Below are 23538 nucleotides of genomic sequence, written 5' to 3' on the forward strand. Positions count from 1 at the left end.
CATGTACCGGGTACAGACTTCCGCCTTTGAAGGCCCTCTGGATCTGCTCCTGCAGCTCATCAGCAAGGCCAAGATCGACATCAAAGACATCTTCATCTCCGAGATCACCGAACAATACCTGGCGGTGGTTTCCGCTATGGATCAGGTGGACCTGGACGCCGCGTCGGAGTTTCTCTCCATGGCGGCCACCCTCCTATACATCAAATCCCGCTCCCTCCTGCCCAAACAGGTGGTGGAGCCAGATGTTGAGGAGGAAAAGCAACGTCTGATCCAAAACCTATACGAGTACCGGCGGCTGAAGGAAGCGGCCGAGACCATGGCCGCCCTGGAAACCGGTGCCCTGGAACACTATTATAAGCTGCCGGATGAATACATGTACACCGAGAACGAGGTGGTCCTGGAGGGCCTGCGGGTGGAGGATCTCTACGCTGGTTTTCTGGAGATTCTAAGGGAACGGGAGCTGCGCACAGCAGCGCCTCAGCCCGTAGCGATGGTCCGTCACCGCGCTATGCCGGTGGTGCAGAAGGTAGGGGAGATTCGTCGCCGCCTCCGCAGGGAGGGAAATCTGCTCTTTACGGAGCTCTTTCCTCCTGAGGCGGAAAAGGATGAAATCATCGCCTCCTTCCTCGCCCTGTTGGAGCTCATCTCTGCAGGGGAGATTCGGGCCGTTCAAGAGGGTAGCTTTGGGCAAATCGTCATCGGTCTAAACAACAGGAAAAAGGGGAAATCTGCATGAACCGAGAGGAGCAGGCTGCCGCCATCGAAGCCATTTTGTTCGTAGCGGGAACCGGGGTAGAGCTGGAGGTCCTGGCCCAGGCCCTTGGAATCACCCAGCTGGAGATCAGCGCTCTTGCGGACGAGCTCATTCAGAAAAAGGACGATGCAAGGGGCCTGGAGTTCTCCCGCACCGATGATCTTTTGCAACTGCGCACCAAGAAAAAATACGCTGGCTATGTCCGGGATGCCCTGAAACCGGTGGCCAGGAAGACCCTCTCCCGGTCGGTGCTGGAAACCCTCAGCATCATCGCCTATAAGCAGCCCATCACCCGGGGAGAGATTGAAGCCATCAAGGGGGTCTCTGCCGATTATTCCCTTCAGACCCTGCTGCAGCGCAAACTGATTCAATCGGCGGGCCGGAAGCAAGCCCTGGGCCGTCCAACCCTGTACCGCACCACCGACGAGTTCCTCCGCCACTTCGGCCTATCCGATCTCTCCCAGCTTCCTCCGCTGCCGGAAGATGTGGACCTCTCTGACGTCCTCTCCGAGGAGGAAAGCAGCACTGGGAAAACACCTCCTCTCCAGCCATAAAACAGCCTGTGCTTCGGCCGTCTTTCGACGGCCTTTTTCAATTTTTGGGCATACTAGCAAAGAAAGGAGGGATTGGATGCTCTACTGGATATTGGCAGCACTGGCCAGTCTATCTCTTTTATTCCTGTTTGCTGATGTAAGCTTGGAATACCGGATCTTCTACCGCCATGAGCGGACAGAGCATTGGGTTTTCATCCGATTTCTCCTCTTCGGCCGGCGGATCGACCTTTTGGGCCGGGATCGGTTCTTCCATAAAAAATCCAAAAGCCGTACCTTTCAACGAAATCGGCCTCCGTTGGATTTCGGCAAATTCCTATACCAATTACTTCAAAAGGCAAAAATCCAGCAATCCTCCCTTCAGCTGAAGCTGGGCTGGGACGACGCCTTCTCTGTCGCCATGGCGGTCGGCGCCCTGGAGAGCCTTTTATATGCCGCCATTGCCATCGCTCCCTTCCGTCAGCGAGACATCCTGATAAAGGGTGTCTCCATCCAGCCTCAATTCAACAGGAAATGCCTGGAATGCTCCATTCATTGCATAGTAAAAATCACCTTGGCAGATATTATATCTGCGGCAAACTATGCCTTGACCAAGAAACAGTGCAACAAAAGGAGTGAGTGATCGTTGCATCCCATTGAAAACATGATGAAAACGGCCATGGAACAGATCAAAGAGATGGTGGATGTCAACACCATCGTGGGGGACGCGGTATTCTCCCAGGACGGCACCATAATATTGCCGGTGTCCAAGGTATGCTTTGGATTTGTGGCCGGCGGCGGGGAGTACGCCCCGGAAAACCGGGTCCGCTACGGCAAGGATGAGGAATCCCGCTCCGGCTATCCCTTTGCTGGAGGCGCCAGCGCGGGGATCTCCTTAAAACCCATGGGATTCATCGTGGTAACGGACGGCACCGTACGGCTGTTGCCCATGGAAAACCTTTGCGGAATGGACCGGCTGCTGGAGATCGTGCCCCAAGCCGTAACCCTCATCAAGGAACTGGCGGAAAAATGGATGGAACGGCAGGAAGCCCAGAGCGTCCAGGAGGAGGAAGACTGGGGCGGGGAGACCCCCTATACGGATTATTCCTCTTATACCGAATAACCCCAGATTTTTACGCATAAAAAAGAGAGTGAAACCACCATGCTTTGGAGCCAATTTCATGGGATCATGATTGGACGGACGAAAACCGGGAAAATCCGACACCGCCTTTCTCTCCAGTCCGACAATCTTTTCATCCCACGGCTGGTATAAGGTAGATAGAGAACTCTGCCAATCCAAAGGGCGGCCTGGGCCACTCTCTTTTTTTGTTAGGAGGAATCGCTTTGAGACGAAGCTATCGTAGGCTGATCTGTGGAATCCTAATCCTTTGCACACTATTGTTGTCCGGTACTGCTTTCGCGGGGGAAGTCGCCCCCTCCGCCAAGGGCGCCAGCCTAGTGGAGATCACGACCGGCCGAATCCTATATAGCAAAAATGGGGACGCCCCCATGCCCATGGCCAGTACCACCAAGGTGATGACCGCCCTTCTTGCGGTGGAAAGCGGCAAGCTCAACGAGGTGGTCACCGTACCCAAGGAGGCCGTTGGGGTAGAGGGCTCCTCTCTTTACTTGGAGGAAGGGGAGCAGTTTACCCTTTTAGACCTAACCTACGGCCTGATGATGCAGTCTGGAAACGACGCCGCCACCGTCATCGCCATCTATCTGGGCGGCAGCGTGGAGGGGTTTGCCGCCATGATGAATGAGAAGGCCCGGGAACTTGGGGCAAAGAACACCAACTTCGTCAATCCTCATGGTCTTCCGGCAAAAAACCACTATACGTCCGCCAACGATCTCGGGATCATCTCGGCCGCCGCCATGCGCAACCAGGACTTTTCCACCATCGTTTCCACCAAATACTATGAGATGATGCCCAAGGGAAGCGGAACCAAGCGCACCATCAAAAACAAAAATAAGCTTTTGTGGAACTACGAATCCGCTACCGGTGTAAAAACGGGCTATACCATCGAGGCGGGAAAGTGTCTGGTGGCCAGCTCCGCCCGGGACCGGCTGGAGGTGGTTTCGGTGGTGCTTTCCTGTCCCAACATGTGGGATGACGCCACCTCTCTCCTTGACTACGGCCACGAAAACTTCTGGCTAACCCAGATCGCTCAGGAAGGGGAGGAAATAGCCACGCTTCCGGTGGAAAACGGAGAACTGGATACCACCCCCGTATTGGTTGAGAAAAACGCCTATTACCCCCTAAGGGTAGATGACAGCGAGACGGTAAAAAAATCCATCGATCTTCCCAGCAGCGTCCCCGCTCCTGTGGAAGAGAACCAGGTTCTAGGCACCATCACCTATTCCCTGGGAGACACGGAAATCGCCAAGATCAACCTTCTGGCGGGTACCGCTGTCAACAAGCAAAGCTTTTTCTTCAAGATAAAGCGTTTCTTCCAAAACCTGTTCTAACCCCGCCAGTGGCCCCCTTTTTGACCATCGATCACCGGGATTCTGTCAACCTTCCAAAAACAAAAAACAGCGCTCTAGGCGCTGTTTTTTGTTTATTAGGAATTTTTCATAATGATGATCTGCATCAATTCTCCCACCTGCTCTGCGGCGTCACAGCAGTTTTCCATGCTCTCAAAGATCTGGGTCCAGCGAAGGACTTCCACGGGATTATCGCAATCTCCGTACAGCTGCCGGATGGCATCCCTGTGAAGGATATCTCCAGTTTCCTCCAACTCATTGAGTTTCACCATGTGCTCCTTCAAAGAAACAGAGCGCCGGAAATCCTTAAACTCCATAAGCGCCAGCTTCAGCACCTCACAGCACTGGCAGATCAGCCCCGCCAGCTGGGACGCTTCTGGACGCACGCTTCGGATCCGGTACATATATAGCTCCCGGGAAATCTCCTCAATATAGTCGGTCAAATCGTCGATCTTATCCAGCAGCGCCAGGATATCCTCCGATTCAATGGGTGGGAGGAACTCCCGGATCAGCTTTTCCACCACGGCATGGCGTTCCAGATCAGCGGCATGCTCGATCTCATGCATAGCCTCCATCTGTTCCTCCAAGGCGGCGGGAGTAAAATCCTCCACCATGCCCCGTAGATACCGAGCCGCCTCGCAGGCACGCTCCGCCAAGTTCACAAAGCAATCAAAATAATAACCGTTTTGTTTTTTTGCCATTTTCGTCGGCTCCTTTTAAAAGATCAAGTCGAATAGCTCCACCATCAAATACCCAATCACCCCACAGCAGGGGAAGGTAAGCACCCAGGCCAGGACCATTTCCCGGACCACCCCCCAGTTGACGGAGGAGAACCGCTTGGCGGCTCCCACCCCCATGATGGCGGTGGTCTTGGTATGGGTGGTGCTTACCGGAATTCCAAGCACCGAAGACAGCAGAAGGCACCCTGACGCCGCCACATCGGCAGAAAAGCCCTGATATTTATTGAGCTTCACCATATCCATGCCCACGGCCTTAATGATGCGCAGCCCTCCGATGGAGGTTCCCAGCGCCATCACGGCAGAGCAAAGGATCATCAGCCAGAGGGGGATCACAAAGGAGGTGACGCCGCTTTGCCCTCCCGCTAGGAACATCCCCAGCATGAAGACCCCCATGAACTTCTGCCCGTCCTGCGCTCCGTGCATGAAAGCCATAGTGGCTCCGCCGCCAATCTGCGCATACCGAAAAAAACGGTTTGCCTTCCGGCGGTCCACGTTCCTGCAGGCGAACTGGGTCGTCTTAGCAGAGAGAAAACCGGCGAAAAAGCCCAACAGGGTGGAGAGGCCCAAACCATATACCACCTTCAGCCACTCGGCGCCGTTAATGCCGGACAGCCCTCCGTGAAGCGCGATAGCCGCTCCCGAAAGCCCTGCGATGAGCGCATGGCTTTCGCTGGTGGGAATGCCAAAACGCCAGGCGGCGGTAGCCCATACTACAATGGCGAACATAGCCGCACAGAGGGCTTGGCTGGCCTCCTGGGCATTTCCGCCAAAGTCCACCATATTATAGATGGTTTGGGCAACGGTAGCGTTCAAAAGTGTCATCACCAGAACGCCAAGAAAGTTGAAAAAGGCAGCCATCAAAATAGCTGCGCGGGGGCTCATGGAGCGGGTGGAAACACAAGTGGCGATGGCATTGGGAGCATCCGTCCAGCCATTGACCAAGATCACACCCAAGGTGAGGATCACCGTTACCACAAGACCGGGGTTGGAAAGCATCTGGGACACAAAGTCCGGCAGCGATACCGTCATGGCTTGTTCTTCCTTCTCTAAATATGAAATTTTTGTATTTTATTTATTATATCCCAGACTGAGGCTCCCTGCAATCCATTTCTTTTCTTCCCACCGGCACCAAACTCCATGGCCTTCATAATATGGATAGTAAGGGAGGGAACGCCAATGGAAAAACGAGCCGTCATTCTTGGCTCCGATAGCCGAAACCGCTATATCAAGGAAATACTGCTGTCCCAGGATTGGGACGCCCATTGGATCCAGGGTCAGTTGGATCCCACGGCAATCGATGTCCTTTCCTCCTGCACCGCCGCCATTCTCCCCGCAAACTATCTGGGCGGTAGCCAAATTGAGGGAATCGCCGACCCCGCAGACGAGGTTCTGGCCAGCGTCAATCCCGGGGCCGCCGTCTTCGCAGGGCGGTTTTCCCCCCGGCAAAAAGCCTGGATGGTGGATGCCAAAACCGAGTATTTTGAGCTGTTAGAAGATCCCTGCTTTACCCTTGCCAACGCCCACTATACCGCCGAGGCGGCGGTAGCGCTGGCGATCACCACCATGAGCCGAAGCCTTATCGGCGCCACGGTGGTGGTAATCGGCTCAGGGCGAATCGCCAAGGCCCTTGTAGCCTACCTGGAGCCCTTTACCAAGATCGTTCGGGTGGTAGCGCGCCGGCCAGAGGAGCTGGAGCGGGCCAACCTATTGGGATACAGCCCCTATGAAATGGATGAGATGGGGTGGGCCCTATATGGAGCGGACTGTGTCTTCAACACGGTGCCCAGCCGGGTGATTTTAAAGCGCCATACCCACGAGGTGTCTAAGGGCTGCCTGTACCTGGAGCTGGCCTCAGCGCCCTATGGAAGCCAGCCGGAGGACTGGCCGGAGCATGTGGTTTACCTGCTGGCGGGCGGACTGCCGGGAAAAATCTCCCCCCGGTCTGCGGGCGGCGCTGCGGCGGAATACATCCTGGGAAAAATGGAGGAGATGGAATAACATGAAGGAAAAACGGATTGGATTCGGTCTCACCGGATCCTTTTGCACCATACCCATGATCTTTGGCGAAGTGGAGCGGCTGGTGGAGATGGGCGCTCAGGTAACGCCCATCCTATCCCATAATGTGGCCGCCATGGACACCCGCTTTGGAACGGCGGCAGAAACCCGTGAAAAGCTGTTTCAACTTACGGGACACCGCCCTCTTGCCACCATAGACGGGGTGGAACCCATCGGACCCCAGCGTCTGCTGGATCTGATGATCGTAGCTCCCTGTACCGGCAATACCATGGCAAAACTGGCAAACGGCATCGCTGACACGCCGGTCACCATGGCGGTAAAGTCCCATCTTCGAAACGGACGGCCGGTGCTGCTGGCCATTGCCAGCAACGATTCTCTGGGGGCCAACGCCCGGAACATAGGCACGCTGATGGCCCGGGAGCACATCTATTTTGTACCCTTTGGCCAGGACGGCGTGGAAGGAAAGCCCAATTCCATGCAATCCCGGTTCTCCCTAATACCCGAGGCTGCCCAATTGGCGCTTACAGGGAAACAGATGCAGCCCGTACTGTTGGGAGCCGGGGAATGCCTTAAATAAAGCGAGCCTATTTTTTCCTTGGGAAATCCAAGGTTTCCCAAGCCATAGAAAAAAAGAGGAGGTGCCTTCCTCCTCTTTTTTTGTTTGTGATTGTATACGGATTCGTGTATAATAAATAAGCGAACAAACATTTGTTGAAGGGGATCTTATGGCAAGAAAGCGCAGGAAAAAGAGCGCGAATATGGAGATCGCCGGCGTGATTCTCATGGCCTTTGGAGCCATTCTGGCGTTCGGCATCTACTTTGGCAGCGCCGGCATGCTGGGCGTTGCCTTTCAAAACGTCTGTTTGGGGCTGTTCGGCACCCTCAGCTATGCGTTGCCCCCGGCGATCATCGCCCTGGGGGTTTATGTCGCGTTCTACATGCGCCGGCCCAAGAAATCCGGGCCCTACGTCTGCGCTGGAGTCATCGCTCTTTGCGTCATCTGTCTTTGGCATCTGATCTTCACCGGGCGGCCCACCGAGCCCGGTTATTTTGCCAGCGTCGCCGCCGCCTATGGAGCGGGGGTAGCTGGGGCCTGGGGAGGCGGCGCCTTTGCCCAGGTGTTTGTCCATCCCCTGGTGGTGCTTTTGGGGGTAGCGGGTACCGCCGTCCTGCTGGTTACGGCAGGCCTCATCGCCGCCATGGTCCTTACCCGTATTTCCATCCGGTCCATCCGGGAACAGATGCGGGAGAATATCCATCTGCCAGAGCGTCCCCACCGGCAAAAGCGCCAGGGGAGGATTGATCCGCACCATCTGGAGGTGGACAACGATTCCATCCCCCCGATGGAGGAGGATGCCCCCGAGGAAAAGCCCCGGAAAAAGGGGCTGTTTAAATTCTTCTCAGTGGAAGAGGACGAGGCCCCCGAAGAGCCCCCCGTCCATCGGCTGGGGGAGTCCGACCGGGACATCGAATACCTGCCCTATGATTTGCAGAATAGGGGAGAGGACCCCAGCATCCATCGGATCGCTCCCGAAGAGGACGAGCATCTGGTCTTCCAACGGCCCGCCCCCCGGAAGGCGGGCCGTCCGCCGGAGCCAGACGACGTGCCAGTAGAAGCGCCAGAGGCCCCTGCGTATTCCTCCACCGCTCCGCAGGAGCAAAAAAGGGCTTACCGGAAACCGCCCATTTCCATGTTGGCCAAGCTGTCGCCCCTTAAGACCGCTCGCGCGGCCAAGAACGATATGAAAAACAACGCCAACCTTCTAGAACGCACCTTTGAGAACTTCCGCATCCAGGCCAAGGTGGTCAACGTGGTGGTGGGGCCCGCCGTTACCCGGTATGAGGTCCAGCCTGCCCCTGGGGTGAAGATCAGCCGTATCGTCAATTTGGCGGACGACATCGCCCTGTCCCTGGCGGCGGCTTCCGTCCGTATCGAGGCTCCCATCCCCGGAAAGAACGCCATCGGCATCGAGGTGCCCAACCGGGATCGAACCCCCGTCATGCTGCGGGATATTTTGGAAAGCCCCGAGTTTACCAAAAGCGCTTCCAAGCTGACGGTACCCATCGGCAAAAATTTAACGGGAGAGAGCATCGTTTTGGATCTGGCCGCCATGCCTCACCTGTTGGTAGCGGGCACCACTGGAAGCGGCAAGAGCGTATGCCTGCAAACCATGATCATGGGCCTTCTTTTCAACACCGTTCCGGATGACGTGCGGCTCATCATCGTGGATCCAAAAAAGGTGGATTTTGCCCGGTTCAACGGCCTGCCCAATATGATGATCCCCGTGGTTACCGAGCCTAAAAAGGCGGCAGGGGCACTTAACTGGGCCGCCACCGAGATGGATAAGCGTTATGATGATTTCGCCTCCCGGGGTGCACGGGACATTGAAAAGTACAACGAGATCATGACCATGACGGAGAATCCCCGGATTCCCTATATCGTCTTCATCATCGATGAGCTGGCCGATCTCATGATGACTGCCCCCAAGGATATCGAGGCCCTTCTGTGCCGGATCGCCCAGAAAGGCCGGGCTGCGGGTATCCACCTGGTGGTGGCCACTCAGAGCCCTCGGGTGGACGTCATCACCGGTCTCATCAAGGCCAACTTCCCATCCCGGATCGCCCTTACCGTCCAGTCTCAAACCGATTCCCGAATCATCCTGGACATGAACGGCGCCGAAAAGCTGTTGGGCCGGGGAGATATGCTCCTTATGACCAGCAGCATGCCCAAACCCATGCGGGTTCAGGGAGCCTATATTCCAGACCAGGAGATGGAAGCGGTGACGGAGTTCATCAAAAGCGCCGATGCCGCCCCCCAGTACGACACTGAGATCATCGACCAGATCGACAAAGCCTCCTTGAACGAGGGGGGAGGAAGCGGCTCCGCCGGCGGCGGGGATGACGATATGGACGAACTCATCCGGGACGCCGCCGATCTGTTCCTGGACGCCGGCCAGGCGTCCACCAGCATGCTCCAGCGCCGATTCCGGGTTGGGTACGCCCGCGCTGCCCGGATCATGGATCAGATGGAACGGATGGGCATCATCAGCCCGCCGGACGGCAGCAAACCCCGGAACGTCCTGATCAGCCGGGCGGAATTTGAAGAGATGTTTTAAGGAGAACCTGTTATCGTGAGAGAAGCCATTGGGATGATCTCCCTTGGATGCAATAAAAACCAGGTGGATACCGAGCAGATGCTCTATCCCCTGGTCCATAACGGATATACCATGGTGGAGGAGGCGGAGGATGCCGACCTCCTCATCATCAATACCTGCGGATTCATCGATGCCGCCAAGGAGGAATCCATCCAGGCCATTCTGGAGGCGGCGGAACTGAAGCAGCAGGGGAAGGTGCGGCGCGTTTTGGTGACGGGATGTCTTTCCCAGCGTTATGGGGAGGAACTGGCAAAGGAGCTGCCCGAGGTGGACGGTTTCATCGGCGTAAACCAATACGGCGACATCGCCCGGATTGTGGAGCGGGTGCTTTCAGGAGAGCGGGTTCAGGAGTTTTCCGCCTGCAGCCGGCCAAACGGCCGCCGGGTGCTGATCTCTCCCCGGCACAGCGTCTATATCCGCATCGCCGAGGGCTGCAGCACCGGCTGCAGCTACTGTGCCATTCCCCGAATCCGAGGAGGCTATGTGAGCCGGACCATGGAGGACATTCTGGCCGAGTGCCAGGAGTACGTCCAAAATGGCGCCCAGGAGCTGATCCTCATCGCCCAGGATACCTCCTATTATGGCAAAGACCTCTACGGCGAGTACCGCCTTTATGATCTGCTAACGGCCATTTCCCGGCTGGATGCCCCCTGGATCCGAGTCCTGTACACCTATCCCGAGCGCATCGATAGCCGCCTTCTGGCATTGATGGCCAATACCCCGAATATCGTAAACTATCTGGATATGCCCATCCAGCATATCGATGACGGCGTCCTATCCGCCATGGGGCGCCACGCCACCGAAGCGGGCATCCGGTCCCTCCTGGAGGAGATTGCCTCCTACGGCTGTTTCACCGTCCGCACCTCGCTGATCTGCGGATTCCCCGGAGAAACCGAATCCCAGCACCAAAAGCTCCTAAATTTTGTCCGAGAGGGGCACATTCATCGCCTGGGTGCTTTTGCTTATTCCCAGGAAGAGGGAACCCGGGCTGCTGCTTTTCCCTGCCAGCTTCCCGAGGAGGTCAAGGCCCGGCGCGCTGAGGAAGTGCTTCTAGCCCAGCAGCAGGTTTCCCTCCGCCGCAACCAACGCCGGGTAGGAACCATCGAACAGGTGCTGGTGGACGAATACGATGATACCCTTTGCCTCTACATCGGCCGGTCCCAATCCGAGGCCCCCGGCGTGGACGGCGAAATCTATCTCAGCTCGGAACGCCCTCTTGCCATCGGCCAGTTTGTGGACGCCCGGGTAATCCAGGCTGAGGAATATGATGTAATGAGTGAGGTCCTACCATGAATCTTCCCAATAAGCTAACGTTACTGCGCATCATCCTGGTTCCGGTGTTTATTGCCGTAGCCGCCATTGGGTTCCCCGGATGGAACTATGTGGCGGCGGTGGTGTTCTTTGCCGCCTCTTTGACCGACAGTCTGGACGGCAAAATCGCCCGAAAACGGAACATCGTCACCGATTTCGGCAAACTGGTGGATCCCATCGCCGATAAAATGCTGACCAGCGCCGCCATGGTGGTGCTGGTTACCTGGGGCAAGTTGCCGGCCTATATGGCCATCATCCTCATCGGCCGGGATCTTATGATCAACCCCCTCCGGAACCTGGCCGCTAAGGATGGCGTGGCCATCTCCGCCAAATGGAGCGGCAAGATCAAAACCCTTTTGCAGATCATCGCCTACATTGCCCTGCTCCTAAAGGTAGACCTCATTGGCAACATCGTGCTTTGGCTGGCCCTTGCCGTCACCCTATACAGCGTGTATGAATACCTGGTTCCCAACCTGTCCATCGTCAAACGGTACGGCTGGGTCAAATACCTGGCTCTGTTCCTGGACAAATTCCTAATCTATACGGCGCTGTTCATCCTGTGCCAGCTTCATATGGTGCCCATGGTGGTGGCCTTCTTGATCATCGCCAAGGACAACATCCTGTCGGGCTTCCGTACTATGGCAGAGCTATATTATGTAACGGTCCGGATCCGTCTGGTAGACGCCATCGCCCAGCTCCTAGTGGTGCTGGCCCTGGTGTTCGCCATCTTCTGGCCGGCAAATAGCGGGCTTCTCCTATGGATCGCCGGCTTGTTCTGCTGCCTTTCCATCGCCGATTACAGCGTACGCCACTGGGATACGCTGAAAAAGATATTCAACGCTTAAACAACTGGGGGTAATCGTATGATCGCAGAACTGATCTCGGTGGGAACCGAGCTTTTAATGGGCCAAATCGTGGATACCAATTCCCAATGGCTAAGCCAGCAGCTTTCCGCCATGGGCATCGACGTCTACTATAAGGAGACGGTGGGGGACAACCCCAAAAGAATGCGGGATACCATCGAGATGGCCATTCGCCGGAGCGATATCGTCATCACCACCGGCGGCCTGGGCCCCACCGAGGACGACATCACCAAGGAAACCGTAGCCGAGCTCATGGGAGAACCCCTAGCTCTGCACCAGGAGAGTCTGGATGCGCTGGAGCGTTATTTCGCGGGAAGGGGACGGCCAATGGCGGACATCAACCGTAAACAGGCCATGATGCCGGTAAACGGCATCACCTTGCCCAACCACCGGGGGACCGCTCCCGGCTGTATCATCGAGAAGGATGGCAAGCGGGCGGTGGTGCTGCCCGGCCCCCCCTCCGAGATGAAACACATGTTTACCACCAGCGTAGTGCCCTATCTGGAGAGCATCTCCGACAGCGTCCTCCGCTCCGCCTACGTCCGGGTGGCGGAGATCGGGGAAAGCACCGTGGCGGAAATGCTGGGAGAACTGATCCATAATCAAACCAACCCCACCCTGGCCACATACGCCTCCACTGGGGATGTAACGGTGCGGATCACCGCCAAATGCAAAAAGGGGGAGAATGCCTCCGCTATTCTAGACCCCATGGTGCAAAGGGTTCAGGAGATCCTGGGGGATAACGTCTATACCGTCAAGGGAGAGCCCCTTCCTACGGTCATCGCCCAGCTGCTAACCGAGCATCAGAAAACCCTGGCCTTGGCTGAAAGCTGCACCGGCGGCATGGTAACCTCCATGCTGGTGGATGTTCCTGGCTGTTCCGCGTTCTTAAAGGAGGGCCTGGTTACATACAGCAACGAGGCAAAAGCCCGGCTTCTGGGCGTTCCCATGGCCCTGATCGAGGAAAAAGGCGCCGTCAGCCAAGAGGTGGCTCAGGAGATGGCCAGCCGGGTACGGGAGAACGCCGGCGCTGACTTTGGCCTTGCTATCACCGGCATCGCGGGACCGGAGGGGGAAACCCCGGAAAAACCCGTTGGACTGGTGTACATCGGGGTCAGCAGCCCAAGCGGCACCCAGGTCTTTCAGGTAAATTTCTCCCGAAACAACCGTGCCAGCAACCGGCTGGGCGCCGCCCAGCGGGCCCTAAACCTGCTGCGCAAGAAGATTCTCGCGGACCTTACATAAGAAAGGATAACGGAAATGGAAAAACAAAAAGCCCTGGATATCGCCCTATTGAACATCGAAAAGAAGTTCGGCAAGGGGGCCGTCATGAAGCTGGGGGAATCCCCCGTAGCCGACATCTCCTATATTCCAACTGGATGTTTGGACCTGGACCTGGCTCTAGGGGTTGGCGGGCTTCCCCGCGGCCGTATCATTGAGATCTACGGACCGGAGTCCTCGGGCAAAACCACCGTGGCCCTCCACTGTGTGGCCCAGGCCCAGAAGATGGGCGGCATGGCCGCCTTTATCGATGCGGAGCATGCTCTGGATCCGGTCTATGCCCAGAAGCTGGGGGTAAATATCGATGAACTCTATGTCTCTCAGCCCGATACCGGGGAACAGGCTCTGGAGATCTGCGAGGCCCTGGTCCGCAGTGGTGCCATCGATATCGTGGTGGTGGACAGCGTGGCGGCTCTGGTGCCCCGCGCAGAAATCGAGGGGGATATGGGGGACTCCCATGTGGGTCTTCAGGCTAGGCTCATGTCCCAGGCCCTTCGAAAACTGGCGGGAGCCATCAGCAAATCCAACTCCGTGGTCATCTTCATCAACCAGCTTCGGGAGAAGGTAGGGGTTATGTTCGGCAACCCCGAAACCACCAGCGGTGGCCGCGCCCTCAAGTTCTACGCCAGCGTCCGGCTGGACATCCGCCGTGGCGAGCAGCTAAAGCAGGGGAGCGAGGCCATCGGCAACCGCACCCGTGCCAAGGTGGTCAAAAACAAGGTTGCTCCGCCCTTTAAAACGGCGGAATTCGATATGATCTACGGCGAGGGGATCTCCCGGGAAGGCAGCATTATAGATGTCGGCCTCAGCAAGGATATCCTCCAGCGTAGCGGCTCCTGGTTCTCCTATGAGGGCAACCGGATCGCCCAGGGACGGGAAAACGTCCGACAGTATCTGAAGGAAAATCCCCAGGTGGCCGATGAAATCGAAGCCAAGATCCGGGCCCTCCTGGCAGCGGAAAAGAAGCCCAATCAACCCGATGCGGATGAGCAGCCCGAGGATGCTCCCCAGGCGCCGTAACCAGCGAAAATCAAGGAAAGAAAGTGGCGCCCCCTCATGGGGGCGTCTTGCTTGACAAATGTTTTATCACTGACTAATATTGAATTATTGGCCTTTGTATCCCGGTATGTTGGGGTTATATATCCACCATGATTCCACCGGCCGGTATACGCGGGTTTCAGATAGATGGAGGTGGAATTGTAATTTGTTAGGACCAATGGAGATCGTCCTCATCGTTGTGGGCGTGCTTCTGGCCCTGGGCGTCGGCCTGTTCTGCGGGTATCTGTACCGCAAGCGGGTAGCGGAACGCAAAGTCGCCCAGGCAGAGGATGCCGTACACAGGATGATCGAGGAAGCGCAGAAGCGCGCCGAGGCCATCAAGAAGGAAAACCTTTTTGAAGCCAAGGAGGAAATTCTCCGTTTGCGGGACGAGCTGGATAAAGAGACCAGGGACCGGCGGAACGAGCTGCAGCGTTCGGAACGCCGCCTCTTCCAGAAGGAAGAGACCATGGACCGCAAGCTGGAAAGCATTGAGCAAAAGGAACAAAATCTCACCAATCGTCAAAAGGAGCTGCAGAAAAAATTTGACGACCTGGATGCCCTCATCCAGAAGCAGGTGGATGATCTGGAGCGCATCTCGGGGATGACCCGGGACGAAGCCAAGGATCTTCTGCTGAAGAACATCGAACGAACCGCCCGCCACGACGCGGCCCTTCTGATCCGGGAAATCGAGCAGGAGGCCAAGGACGAGGCCGAGAAAAGGGCAAACAACATCATCGGGCTGGCCATTCAGCGGTGCGCCGCGGATCACGTGGCCGAAACCACCGTGTCGGTGGTACAGTTGCCCAACGATGAAATGAAAGGCCGGATCATCGGCAGGGAAGGGCGCAATATCCGCGCCCTGGAGCAGGCTACTGGAATAGATTTAATCATTGATGATACTCCCGAAGCCGTGATCCTATCCGGGTTTGATCCCGTCCGTCGGGAGGTAGCCCGCATCGTGCTGGAGCGCCTCATCGCGGATGGCCGGATCCATCCCGCCCGCATCGAAGAGATGGTGGGCAAAGCACAGAAAGAAGTAGCCCAGATCATCCGGGAAGCCGGCGAACAAGCCGTGTTTGAAACCGGTATCCACGGGCTGCATCCCGAGCTGGTTCGCCTCTTGGGTCGGCTCCGTTACCGTACCAGCTACGGCCAGAACGTTTTAAAGCACAGCATCGAAGTTTCCCATGTTGCCGGCCTAATGGCGGCTGAAATGGGCTGCGACGTAGCGCTGTGCAAACGCGCCGGCCTGCTTCACGACATCGGCAAAGCGGTGGACCACGAGGTGGAGGGTCCCCACGTGCAGATTGGCGTGGATCTAGCCAAGAAATACCGGGAAAACGCCGATGTAATCCACTGCATCGCCGCCCACCACGGGGACATCGAGCCCACCACGGTGGAGGCCATGCTGGTTCAGGCAGCGGATGCCGTTTCGGCGGCTCGGCCCGGCGCTCGGCGGGAAAGCTTGGAACACTACATCAAACGTCTCACCATGCTGGAGGACATCGCCAACTCCTTTGATGGTGTGGAAAAATCCTTCGCCATCCAAGCCGGGCGGGAGATTCGCATCATGGTCAAGCCCGAGGACGTGTCGGATGACGGCGCTGTTCTCATTGCCAGGGACATCGTCAAGCGCATCGAGGATGAGCTGGACTATCCCGGCCAGATCAAGGTCAACGTCATTCGTGAAACCCGGATCGTGGACTACGCAAAGTAACCTCCAAACCGACTCCAAAACCCATCCGCATCAGCGGATGGGTTTTTCTTTTGCGCTTGCTCCACCAACAACTAGCTGATAGAATAAAATAATTAAGTATATAATGAAGAAATTAAGGTGTGAAAGATATCTTGAAGAACATCAGAATTATTGCATTGCATCTAGCATTTGGTGGTGTTGAAAAGGCAATTGTTAATATGGCTAACCTATTTATTGAGTTGGGTTATCCAGTGGAAATAATCTGTGTTTACCGCATGCCTAATAGTCCGGCTTTTCCGCTGAACGCGCAAGTACAGGTTACTTATTTATTAAAGAATACTCCCAATCGCCAGCAGTGGAAGGAATGCTTGAAAAAAAAGAGGCTTTTTCAATTAATAAAAGAAAGCATAAAAGCAATTCGCATTTTACTTCATAAAAAGTATTCTGTGTATCGAGCCATTCGAAATATCCAAGATGGAATTATTATTACTACCCGCCACGAGGATACGCTTGTCTTATCAAAATATGGCCGTTCCAACGTTTTTAAAATTGCCCAGCTCCATCACGACCATCAATTCAATCAAAAGCTGCTGAAAGCCTGTTCCTCTGGCTATACAAATATCGATGTATTTACACTTTTAACCCCTCAATTAGCAGATGAAATGCGGGAAATAATGAAAAAAAACCAGAATACTAGAGTAATATGTATTCCCAATTTTTTAGAACAGCTACCGGAAAAAGTTGCTTTTGCAAATCGAAAAAAAATAATAATAGCAGTGGGGCGCTTGAATCGCGTGAAAGGATTTTCTCGGTTAATAGAGATTTTTTCTCAAATTCATTCAGCAGTACCTGATTGGAAACTTCTAATCGTGGGTGAGGGAGAGGAACGCTCAAGTTTAGAAACGTTAATTCAATCATTTTCTCTGGAGAATCAGGTTATGCTCACAGGGCAGAAAAGCTCCACTGAAATAGAAGAACTCATGAATGACGCTTCTATTTACGCAATGACTTCCCATAGCGAAGGTCTTCCTTTTGTCTTATTGGAAGCCCTTAGTTGTGGTCTTCCTATCATTGCCTATGACGTGCGAGTTGGCCCCCGAGCTATTGTAGAAGATCGAGTAAATGGGTTCTTGATACCGGAGCATGATCAGCAGAAATTTATCATAGCGTTGTTAGATTTAATTCAAAATGATAATCTTCGTCAAACCATGTCAAATCATGCGTATGCCCGCGCAAAAGATTTCTCAAAAGATCGTATTAAAAATCAATGGAATAATATCCTTAAGAATTGAATTCTACGCCCCCTTCTTTTCACAATCCATTCCCCATAACAACGGCTTTTTTGATATAATCAAGTCATATGAGTTAGAACAGAAAGGGAGTTTTGCGTAGTGAACGTCTATCCCATTGCCGATGCCCATACCGACTATCTTTATAGCCTTTTTAATGGTATCTCCCCACTGATGGGCGGAATACCGGATCAAATTCATGTCAGCAGGGAATCCTTACAAAAGGGGAACGTGCGCCTGCAGTTCTTTGCCGCTTTTGTGGATTCCAAAGAACACCCCGATTCCGTTACCCGCTGCCTGGAGCTGATCGACCAATACCGCCTTATGCTGGACGCCTGGGGAGACGATATCGTGGAACTCACCCGGGATAACCTGGACGATGTGCTGGCAAACGGCCCCATTGGGGCGGTACTAGCCATAGAAGGCGGGGACGCTATCAACGGCAGCCTGGGCGTGCTGAGGACCATGTACCGCCTGGGGGTCCGTGCCATGACCCTGGTATGGAACCGGGAAAATGCCATTGCCACACCGGCCATTCTCAACGCCGAGGAAGGACTGAAGCCCTTCGGCTTCGAATGCGTCCGGGAGATGAACCGTCTGGGCATGGCCATCGACGTATCCCATCTGAATACCCGGGGCTTCTGGGACGTGATAGAAACCTCCACCCAGCCCATCTTGGCCACCCATAGCAACGCCAAGGCCATAACAGGCCATTTTCGTAATCTGGACGACGAGCAAATCAAGGCGGTCATCGCCCAGAAGGGATTTATCGGCATCAACTTCTGCGCCCCCTTCCTCAACGAAGACGAGGACGCCTGCTGTCTTGACGATATGATCCGCCATATCGACCATATTCTCAGCCTGGGTGGGGAAGAGGTGCTGGGCCTGGGCTCCGATTGGGATGGCATCGGCCGCTGTCCCCGGGAGCTCCACGGCGCGCAGGACTTCCAGCTAATCCTCAGCCGCCTCCGTGACGCGGGCTGCTCCGAAACGCTGATTGAGGGCATCGCCTACAAGAATCTAGCTCGGTATATGAGAGCGTTTTTATAGGAAAAAGTCCCGCAAAACCGGCGTTTTATTGACATTTAACCGACCGGTTGGTATAGTAATAAATCAGTGGTATATGGTTATTTAGGACATTCTTAGGATTGAAGGTACCGTCATGACATACGTTCTCGCCTTTGCGCTGGCCTTTGTAATCGTGGTGGCGCTGATGCCCGCGTTTATCAAACTGGCGCATAAGCTGGATTTTGTAGACCGCCCCAATCAGAGGAAGATGCATAAAACCCCCGTACCCCAACTGGGAAGCCTTCCCGTGTACGCTGGGTTTATTGTGACGTTCACCCTCTTTGGCGGCTATCAGCAGCCACGGCTGTTCATCGGCTACCTAGTAGGCAGCTTGATGATCCTCTCCATCGGCCTGGTGGATGACTACTATAAGACCCGGGGAAAGGATTTTCCTGCGTTCCCCAAGTTCGCGGTGCAGCTCTTAGCCGCGGTGGTGATGTTCCTTTCGGGCGCCGTGTTCCGCGGGTTTGGCAACCCCTTTAATGGCGAATACATCCTATTGCCATCCTATCTTCAGTTTATTCTGACGGTGGTTTGGATCTACGGCGTCACTACCGTTATCAACTTCATAGACGGCCTGGACGCCCTGTCTGGCAGCATCACCATCATCTCAGCCGTCACCCTTTTTGTGGTCTCCCTGAGTACCCCTTATAGCCTTGCCAGCATAATGGCCATCACCTTGGTAGGGGTCAGCTTGGGATACCTCATGTACAATAAGCCTCCGGCCAAAGTGTACTATGGCGATTCCGGCGCCTCCTTCCTGGGGTTTACCCTGTCCGTCATCGCACTGTTCGGAACCTTCAAACAGGCCACGCTGCTGTCCCTGTTCGTACCCATTCTGGCTCTAGGGGTTCCCATCTTCGACAATATCCTGGTGGTTTACCGCCGCATCAAAAACGGCAAGCCCCCTTATAAGGCCGATAAGACCCACCTCCACCACCGTCTGGTGGCCATGGGCATGAGTCCCAAACAGACGGTCGTGGTGATCTGTCTCATCAACGCCTGTTTCTCCCTGGTGGCCATTCTCCTGTTCTTCATCAATTCCAACGTCTGGTAGAGGGCAGGGGAGTCCCCGCAATACCTGAAACCGCCGCACGCGTCGCTGTGCGGCCTATATTTATCTTGGGTAAAAGAAATGAAAAAGCGTACGGCCATGGGCACTCAAAAAGGCCGTTATTGGGGAAAAGCGCTTTATAAAAAACGCCGCAAGCCATAACATACAGCTTGCGGCAACATGGCAGGGGAGACGCGACTCGAACACGCAACCAACGGTTTTGGAGACCGTGACTCTACCATTGAGCTACTCCCCTATCAATAGGACTTTGTCATTATAGCGAAATTTGCCACAATAGTCAACCAAAGAAAGGACGGGATCAATAGATGAAAATCGGTTTTATCGGAATGGGGAATATGGCCCAAGCCATTCTGGGCGGCATCATCGAAAAGGAGGTTTTCCCGCCGGAGGATCTGTTGGCTTTCGACCTGGACAGCGAAAAACTCAAGGATGCCAGCCTCAAATTTGGTTTTATGCTGGGGGATAGCAACGCAGAGCTGGTCAAAGCGTGCGATCTCATCTTCCTAGCCGTTAAACCGCAGTATTTTGCCGGCGTGGCAAAGGAGATCCGCGACCTGGTCACTCCCGAAAAAGCCTTTATCTCCATTATGGCTGGCCTTTCCAACGACAACATCAAAGCCCATCTGGGGGAGCATGCCCGTATCCTCCGGGTGATGCCAAATCTTCCTCTAACGGTGGGAGAGGGGATGACCTGCCTCTGTGCTGAACACGATCTCACCCTTACGGAATATGCCCTGGCGGTTTCCACCTTCTCCGCCGTCGGCAGGGTGGAGATTCTAAGTGAAAAGGACATCAGCGCTTTTGCGGCCATCGCCGGCTCCAGCCCGGCCTATGTGTTCCTATTTCTGGAGGCCATGGCCGACGCCGCCTGTATGGCCGGCATTCCCCGGAGCGTGGCCTATCCCGTTTGCGCCCAAGCGGTATTGGGAAGCGCCAAGCTAGCCCTTAGCTCACAACACCATGTGGCCGAGCTAAAGGATATGGTCTGTTCTCCCGGAGGCACCACCATAGAAGGGGTTTACGCCCTGGAACAGGGCGGATTCCGCAAAACGGTGATGGACAGCGTTTTAAAAGCCGTAGAGAAATTTGATCGCATGCAGGGGAGCGGCAAGTGAAGGCGGTCTCCATCTATTCTGACGGCGCCTGCAGCGGCAATCCAGGGCCGGGAGGATGGGGAACCATCCTCATCTATGGGAGCCAGGAAAAGGAGCTGTCCGGCCACGACCCGGACACCACCAACAACCGCATGGAGCTTCTGGGGGCCATCCGGGGATTGGAAGCCCTTAACCAACCCTGTCAGGTGACCCTTTATTCCGACAGCGCCTATCTCTGCAATGCCATCAATCAGGGATGGCTCGTCAACTGGCAGCGGAATGGCTTCCTCAAAAAGGACAAAAAACCGGTGGAAAACGTGGATCTGTGGAAAAGCCTCTTGATCCAGATGGAAAAGCATCGGATCTCCTTCGTCAAGGTAAAGGGCCATGCCGACAACGCCTATAACAACCGCTGTGATGCACTGGCCCGCGGCGCCATTGCCGCTTATCGCAAAGGTCTAGCGGAAAGCCGCTCATAAAATACGAGCCAGCGGGTAGCTTACACCGAATATGCATGGGGGACGTGTCCACACAACTATGCGCAAAACACAAGTTTTACGAAGAGTATTGACGGATTTTCCGGGGAATGGTATGCTGTACCCGGAAAATCCTTTTTTCTTGGGATGTGAAAACCAATGGCGGATCTGTCCTATCATACGGAAATACAGCGGGAGCGCACCCTCCGGCTGCGGGAACTGCAGCGAGAGCTACCATCCTATTGCGGCGAGTTCTTCCGAGGAATCGAGCCCACCACAACGGCATTGACCCGGCTTAACTACGCTTATGACCTGCGGCTGTTTTTCAGCTATCTTACGGAAGAAGTCCCCGGCTTTCAGGGGCGCGCCATTCCCGAGATCACCCTTGCCGATCTAGAAACCATTACGCCCACCATATTGGAGCGGTATCTGGAATACCTGGGCTATTATGTTAGCCAGGATGACCGGGAGCTGGAAAACCACAATCCCGGCAAAGCCCGAAAGCTCTCCACCCTCAAGTCCTTTTTCAAATACCTTTATAAACGGGAGCTGTTGTCCCAAAATGTGGCGGCCAAGGTGGATATGCCTAAGATCCCGGAAAAGCCCATCATCCGCCTGGAGCCCGATGAAGTGGCCAAGATGCTGGATGCTGTGGACTCTGGCGATGCCCTTACAGCCGCTCAGAAGCGCTATCACAAGTATACTCGCAGCCGAGACATTGCAATGTTCAGCGTACTGTTGGGCACCGGAATCCGCATCTCAGAGCTTGTGGGGCTAAACGTCGGCCATATCGACTTCTCCACGGACAGCTTTCTCATCACCCGGAAGGGCGGCGCCCAGGTGGTGCTGTATTTTGGCGAGGAGGTAGAGCGAGCCCTTACGGCCTATTTGGAGGACCGAAAGCGCCTACTCCCGCCAGACAGTGATGAAGAGGCTCTGTTCATTTCCCTGCAAAAGAGGCGTATGAGCCAGCGGGCTATCCAGCAGCTTGTCAAAAAGTACGCGGCCATCGTCACGCCGCTGAAGAAGATCTCTCCACACAAATTCCGAAGCACCTTCGGCACCATGCTAAACCATGAAACCGGCGACATCTACCTGGTGGCCGATGTCCTGGGCAATAAGGATGTCAACACCACACGCAAGCATTATGCGGCCATCGCCGACGACCGGCGCCGTCTGGCTGCCGGAGTGGTCAAACTCCGGGATGATGATTGATTCCCAAAGGGGAGCTTTCGCGCTTGGCGTAGGCCTAGGTCCTGCTTTCCCGCGGCATGGTGTTCCCCTTCCCTATCATCTTATTGTTTTCCATAATTTAGTATATTCGATAAATCAATGGTCATAGCCTGACCTAGACTTCACTTTCTCATGGCCAAAAAGGGCCAAGTCCGGCTCGCTGTGGCCAATTTCGGCCAAGGATTCCCGGCTATGAAAAAGGAGCCCCAGTATGGGGGGCTCCTTTTCAATGGCAAACCAAACGCATCTCATCTGCATTTTTGCCCTACTTCCCCTCCGGTTTCCTTTCAGAAGCCCCCTCCGGGGCAGGTTCGGTATTGGGATAGATGGCATCTATGAGAATCTCGTTATAATCGGTGGAGAAATCTAGACAGGAAAAGCAATTATCACAAAGCTTGTGTTCATATTCGCACATATCGCACTCCCCGCACATGGTGCAAAGACGATCGGGGTGAATCAAGCATCGTTCCATCAAAAAACGCTCCCTTCTGCCATTCATTATACATCAAATTCAAAAGAAATGTACATTTCCCCTTTACCGAATAGATGTTCGCATGTTATAATTCATTCAATAATATGCAATAGGGATGGGTGGAGCATGGCCAACATCAGTGCAAAACAACAGAAGGTCCTGGATTTTCTCCGGCAGTATACCAAGGAAAACGGGTACTCCCCTTCCGTGCGGGACATTTGCGAGGGCTTGGGGTTCAGCTCCACTTCCACAGTACACGGCTATCTTTGCCGCTTGGAGGAACGGGGGCTGATCCGCCGTTACTCCTTCCGGCCCCGCACCATTGAGATCGTGGACGACGCCAACATCCTGCGGGAAACGGTCTCTCTGCCCGTCATCGGCAGGGTTGCAGCCGGCCAGCCCATCTTTGCGGAGGAAAACATCGAGGATGTCTATCACCTTCCCTCTTGGTTTGTCCGGGCCCAGGAAGGGGATGCCTTTATCCTCAACGTAGTGGGAGAAAGCATGGTCGGCGCCGGTATTCTAAATGGCGACCAAATCGTGGTTCAGCGCGCCAACACCGCCGAAAATGGCGAAATTGTGGTAGCCATGATCGAAAACGAGGCCACCGTCAAGCGATTTTTTGCCGAAGACGGCTACTTCCGCCTTCACCCTGAGAACGATTTTATGGAGGATATCATCGCCAAAGACGTTACCGTTCTTGGCCGGGTCATCGGCCTCATGCGCCAATACCGTTAATCTCCTCTTATTATCCCTGTTTTTATAAAAAGCGCCCAAATCGTTTTGATGGGCGCTTTTTAATTCTTTTAAGATACATATCATTATTGTAGCCCTTCATGAAAGAACGAAGGATCCCTGTGAATCATGTCGAACAGAACAATGAATAGATGATGAATCCAATGGGTCTCTATAAAGGTCCTGTAGAGAATGCTGCACGGTACGGACGTCAAGAACCAG

24 protein-coding genes and 1 tRNA gene are annotated in these 23538 nt (G+C 54.8%); 20 read left to right on the plus strand and 5 right to left on the minus strand.

The window, feature by feature from the left end:
* The first annotated feature begins 1 nt into the window (after position 1).
* From KP626_RS02055 to KP626_RS02075, 5 genes are all read left to right on the plus strand, one after another.
* Positions 2-736 (plus strand): segregation and condensation protein A, encoded by a 735-nt coding sequence (locus KP626_RS02055; RefSeq protein ID WP_395977873.1) that lies wholly within the window; start codon positions 2-4, stop codon positions 734-736.
* On the plus strand, positions 733-1308 hold the full coding sequence (scpB, locus tag KP626_RS02060) for an SMC-Scp complex subunit ScpB (protein WP_395977874.1): 576 nt from the start codon (positions 733-735) through the stop codon (positions 1306-1308). Before KP626_RS02055 ends, scpB begins: the two co-directional genes overlap by 4 nt.
* A 76-nt stretch (positions 1309-1384) precedes the next feature.
* A complete protein-coding gene (locus tag KP626_RS02065; protein WP_395977876.1) occupies positions 1385-1927 on the plus strand; it encodes a hypothetical protein in 543 nt (180 codons plus the stop codon).
* 36 nt (positions 1928-1963) lie between these two features.
* Complete coding sequence (ytfJ, locus tag KP626_RS02070; RefSeq protein ID WP_395977878.1) at positions 1964-2407, plus strand: GerW family sporulation protein; 444 nt, start codon at positions 1964-1966, stop codon at positions 2405-2407.
* A 221-nt stretch (positions 2408-2628) separates the two neighbouring features.
* On the plus strand, positions 2629-3753 hold the full coding sequence (locus KP626_RS02075; protein WP_395977880.1) for a D-alanyl-D-alanine carboxypeptidase family protein: 1125 nt from the start codon (positions 2629-2631) through the stop codon (positions 3751-3753).
* 95 nt (positions 3754-3848) lie between these two features.
* Here the strand turns inward: KP626_RS02075 and KP626_RS02080 are convergent, their stop codons facing one another.
* Positions 3849-4472 carry a DUF47 domain-containing protein gene (locus KP626_RS02080; RefSeq protein WP_395977882.1) on the minus strand — a complete coding sequence of 208 codons (624 nt, stop codon included), beginning with the start codon at positions 4470-4472 and terminating at the stop codon, positions 3849-3851.
* Between the two features lie 15 nt (positions 4473-4487).
* On the minus strand, positions 4488-5540 hold the full coding sequence (locus KP626_RS02085) for an anion permease (protein ID WP_395977884.1): 1053 nt from the start codon (positions 5538-5540) through the stop codon (positions 4488-4490).
* A gap of 147 nt (positions 5541-5687) precedes the next feature.
* On the opposite strand from KP626_RS02085, the gene KP626_RS02090 reads away from it, so the two are divergent.
* The 11 genes from KP626_RS02090 to KP626_RS02140 all read left to right on the plus strand — a co-directional run bounded on the left by KP626_RS02090 (position 5688) and on the right by KP626_RS02140 (position 19288).
* Entirely contained in the window at positions 5688-6509 is an 822-nt protein-coding gene (locus tag KP626_RS02090) for a hypothetical protein (protein ID WP_395977886.1), read from the plus strand.
* 1 nt (position 6510) lies between these two features.
* On the plus strand, positions 6511-7104 hold the full coding sequence (locus tag KP626_RS02095; protein ID WP_395977888.1) for a dipicolinate synthase subunit B: 594 nt from the start codon (positions 6511-6513) through the stop codon (positions 7102-7104).
* 148 nt (positions 7105-7252) lie between these two features.
* On the plus strand, positions 7253-9643 hold the full coding sequence (locus KP626_RS02100; RefSeq protein WP_395977890.1) for a DNA translocase FtsK: 2391 nt from the start codon (positions 7253-7255) through the stop codon (positions 9641-9643).
* Positions 9644-9658: 15 nt separating this feature from the next.
* Complete coding sequence (gene rimO / locus KP626_RS02105) at positions 9659-10975, plus strand: 30S ribosomal protein S12 methylthiotransferase RimO (protein WP_395977892.1); 1317 nt, start codon at positions 9659-9661, stop codon at positions 10973-10975.
* Positions 10972-11838 carry a CDP-diacylglycerol--glycerol-3-phosphate 3-phosphatidyltransferase gene (gene pgsA / locus KP626_RS02110; RefSeq protein WP_395977894.1) on the plus strand — a complete coding sequence of 289 codons (867 nt, stop codon included), beginning with the start codon at positions 10972-10974 and terminating at the stop codon, positions 11836-11838. The genes rimO and pgsA overlap by 4 nt, the downstream gene beginning before the upstream one ends.
* A gap of 18 nt (positions 11839-11856) precedes the next feature.
* Entirely contained in the window at positions 11857-13101 is a 1245-nt protein-coding gene (locus tag KP626_RS02115) for a competence/damage-inducible protein A (protein WP_395977896.1), read from the plus strand.
* Between the two features lie 15 nt (positions 13102-13116).
* Positions 13117-14157: a recombinase RecA gene (gene recA / locus KP626_RS02120; RefSeq protein ID WP_395977898.1), complete on the plus strand. Its 1041-nt coding sequence runs from the start codon at positions 13117-13119 to the stop codon at positions 14155-14157.
* A 196-nt stretch (positions 14158-14353) separates the two neighbouring features.
* Positions 14354-15895 (plus strand): ribonuclease Y, encoded by a 1542-nt coding sequence (rny, locus tag KP626_RS02125; RefSeq protein ID WP_395978915.1) that lies wholly within the window; start codon positions 14354-14356, stop codon positions 15893-15895.
* 131 nt (positions 15896-16026) lie between these two features.
* Positions 16027-17166 (plus strand): glycosyltransferase family 4 protein, encoded by a 1140-nt coding sequence (locus KP626_RS02130; RefSeq protein ID WP_395977900.1) that lies wholly within the window; start codon positions 16027-16029, stop codon positions 17164-17166.
* Positions 17167-17265: 99 nt separating this feature from the next.
* On the plus strand, positions 17266-18213 hold the full coding sequence (locus KP626_RS02135; protein ID WP_395977902.1) for a dipeptidase: 948 nt from the start codon (positions 17266-17268) through the stop codon (positions 18211-18213).
* 112 nt (positions 18214-18325) lie between these two features.
* Complete coding sequence (locus tag KP626_RS02140) at positions 18326-19288, plus strand: MraY family glycosyltransferase (protein WP_395977904.1); 963 nt, start codon at positions 18326-18328, stop codon at positions 19286-19288.
* 178 nt (positions 19289-19466) lie between these two features.
* Here the strand turns inward: KP626_RS02140 and KP626_RS02145 are convergent.
* Positions 19467-19541: transfer RNA gene (locus KP626_RS02145), tRNA-Trp, on the minus strand.
* A 70-nt stretch (positions 19542-19611) separates the two neighbouring features.
* Here KP626_RS02145 and proC point away from each other — a divergent pair.
* The 3 genes from proC to KP626_RS02160 all read left to right on the plus strand — a co-directional run bounded on the left by proC (position 19612) and on the right by KP626_RS02160 (position 22091).
* Positions 19612-20421, plus strand: a complete 810-nt coding sequence (gene proC, locus KP626_RS02150; RefSeq protein WP_395977906.1) for a pyrroline-5-carboxylate reductase — start codon at positions 19612-19614, stop codon at positions 20419-20421.
* On the plus strand, positions 20418-20879 hold the full coding sequence (rnhA, locus tag KP626_RS02155; protein WP_395977908.1) for a ribonuclease HI: 462 nt from the start codon (positions 20418-20420) through the stop codon (positions 20877-20879). Before proC ends, rnhA begins: the two co-directional genes overlap by 4 nt.
* Positions 20880-21035: 156 nt before the next feature.
* Positions 21036-22091, plus strand: a complete 1056-nt coding sequence (locus KP626_RS02160; RefSeq protein ID WP_395977910.1) for a tyrosine-type recombinase/integrase — start codon at positions 21036-21038, stop codon at positions 22089-22091.
* A gap of 114 nt (positions 22092-22205) precedes the next feature.
* On the opposite strand, the gene KP626_RS02165 is transcribed toward KP626_RS02160, so the two are convergent.
* Together KP626_RS02165 and KP626_RS02170 are read right to left on the minus strand one after the other, a co-directional pair.
* Entirely contained in the window at positions 22206-22367 is a 162-nt protein-coding gene (locus KP626_RS02165) for a hypothetical protein (protein WP_395977912.1), read from the minus strand.
* Positions 22368-22374: 7 nt separating this feature from the next.
* Positions 22375-22581, minus strand: a complete 207-nt coding sequence (locus tag KP626_RS02170; RefSeq protein ID WP_395977914.1) for a hypothetical protein — start codon at positions 22579-22581, stop codon at positions 22375-22377.
* A gap of 126 nt (positions 22582-22707) precedes the next feature.
* Between KP626_RS02170 and lexA the strand changes: the two genes are divergently transcribed.
* On the plus strand, positions 22708-23319 hold the full coding sequence (gene lexA, locus KP626_RS02175) for a transcriptional repressor LexA (protein ID WP_395977916.1): 612 nt from the start codon (positions 22708-22710) through the stop codon (positions 23317-23319).
* Positions 23320-23538 lie beyond the last annotated feature (219 nt).

Source organism: Christensenella sp. MSJ-20 (assembly GCF_044357945.1).
In the GTDB taxonomy this organism is placed as follows: domain Bacteria; phylum Bacillota; class Clostridia; order Christensenellales; family QAND01; genus QAND01.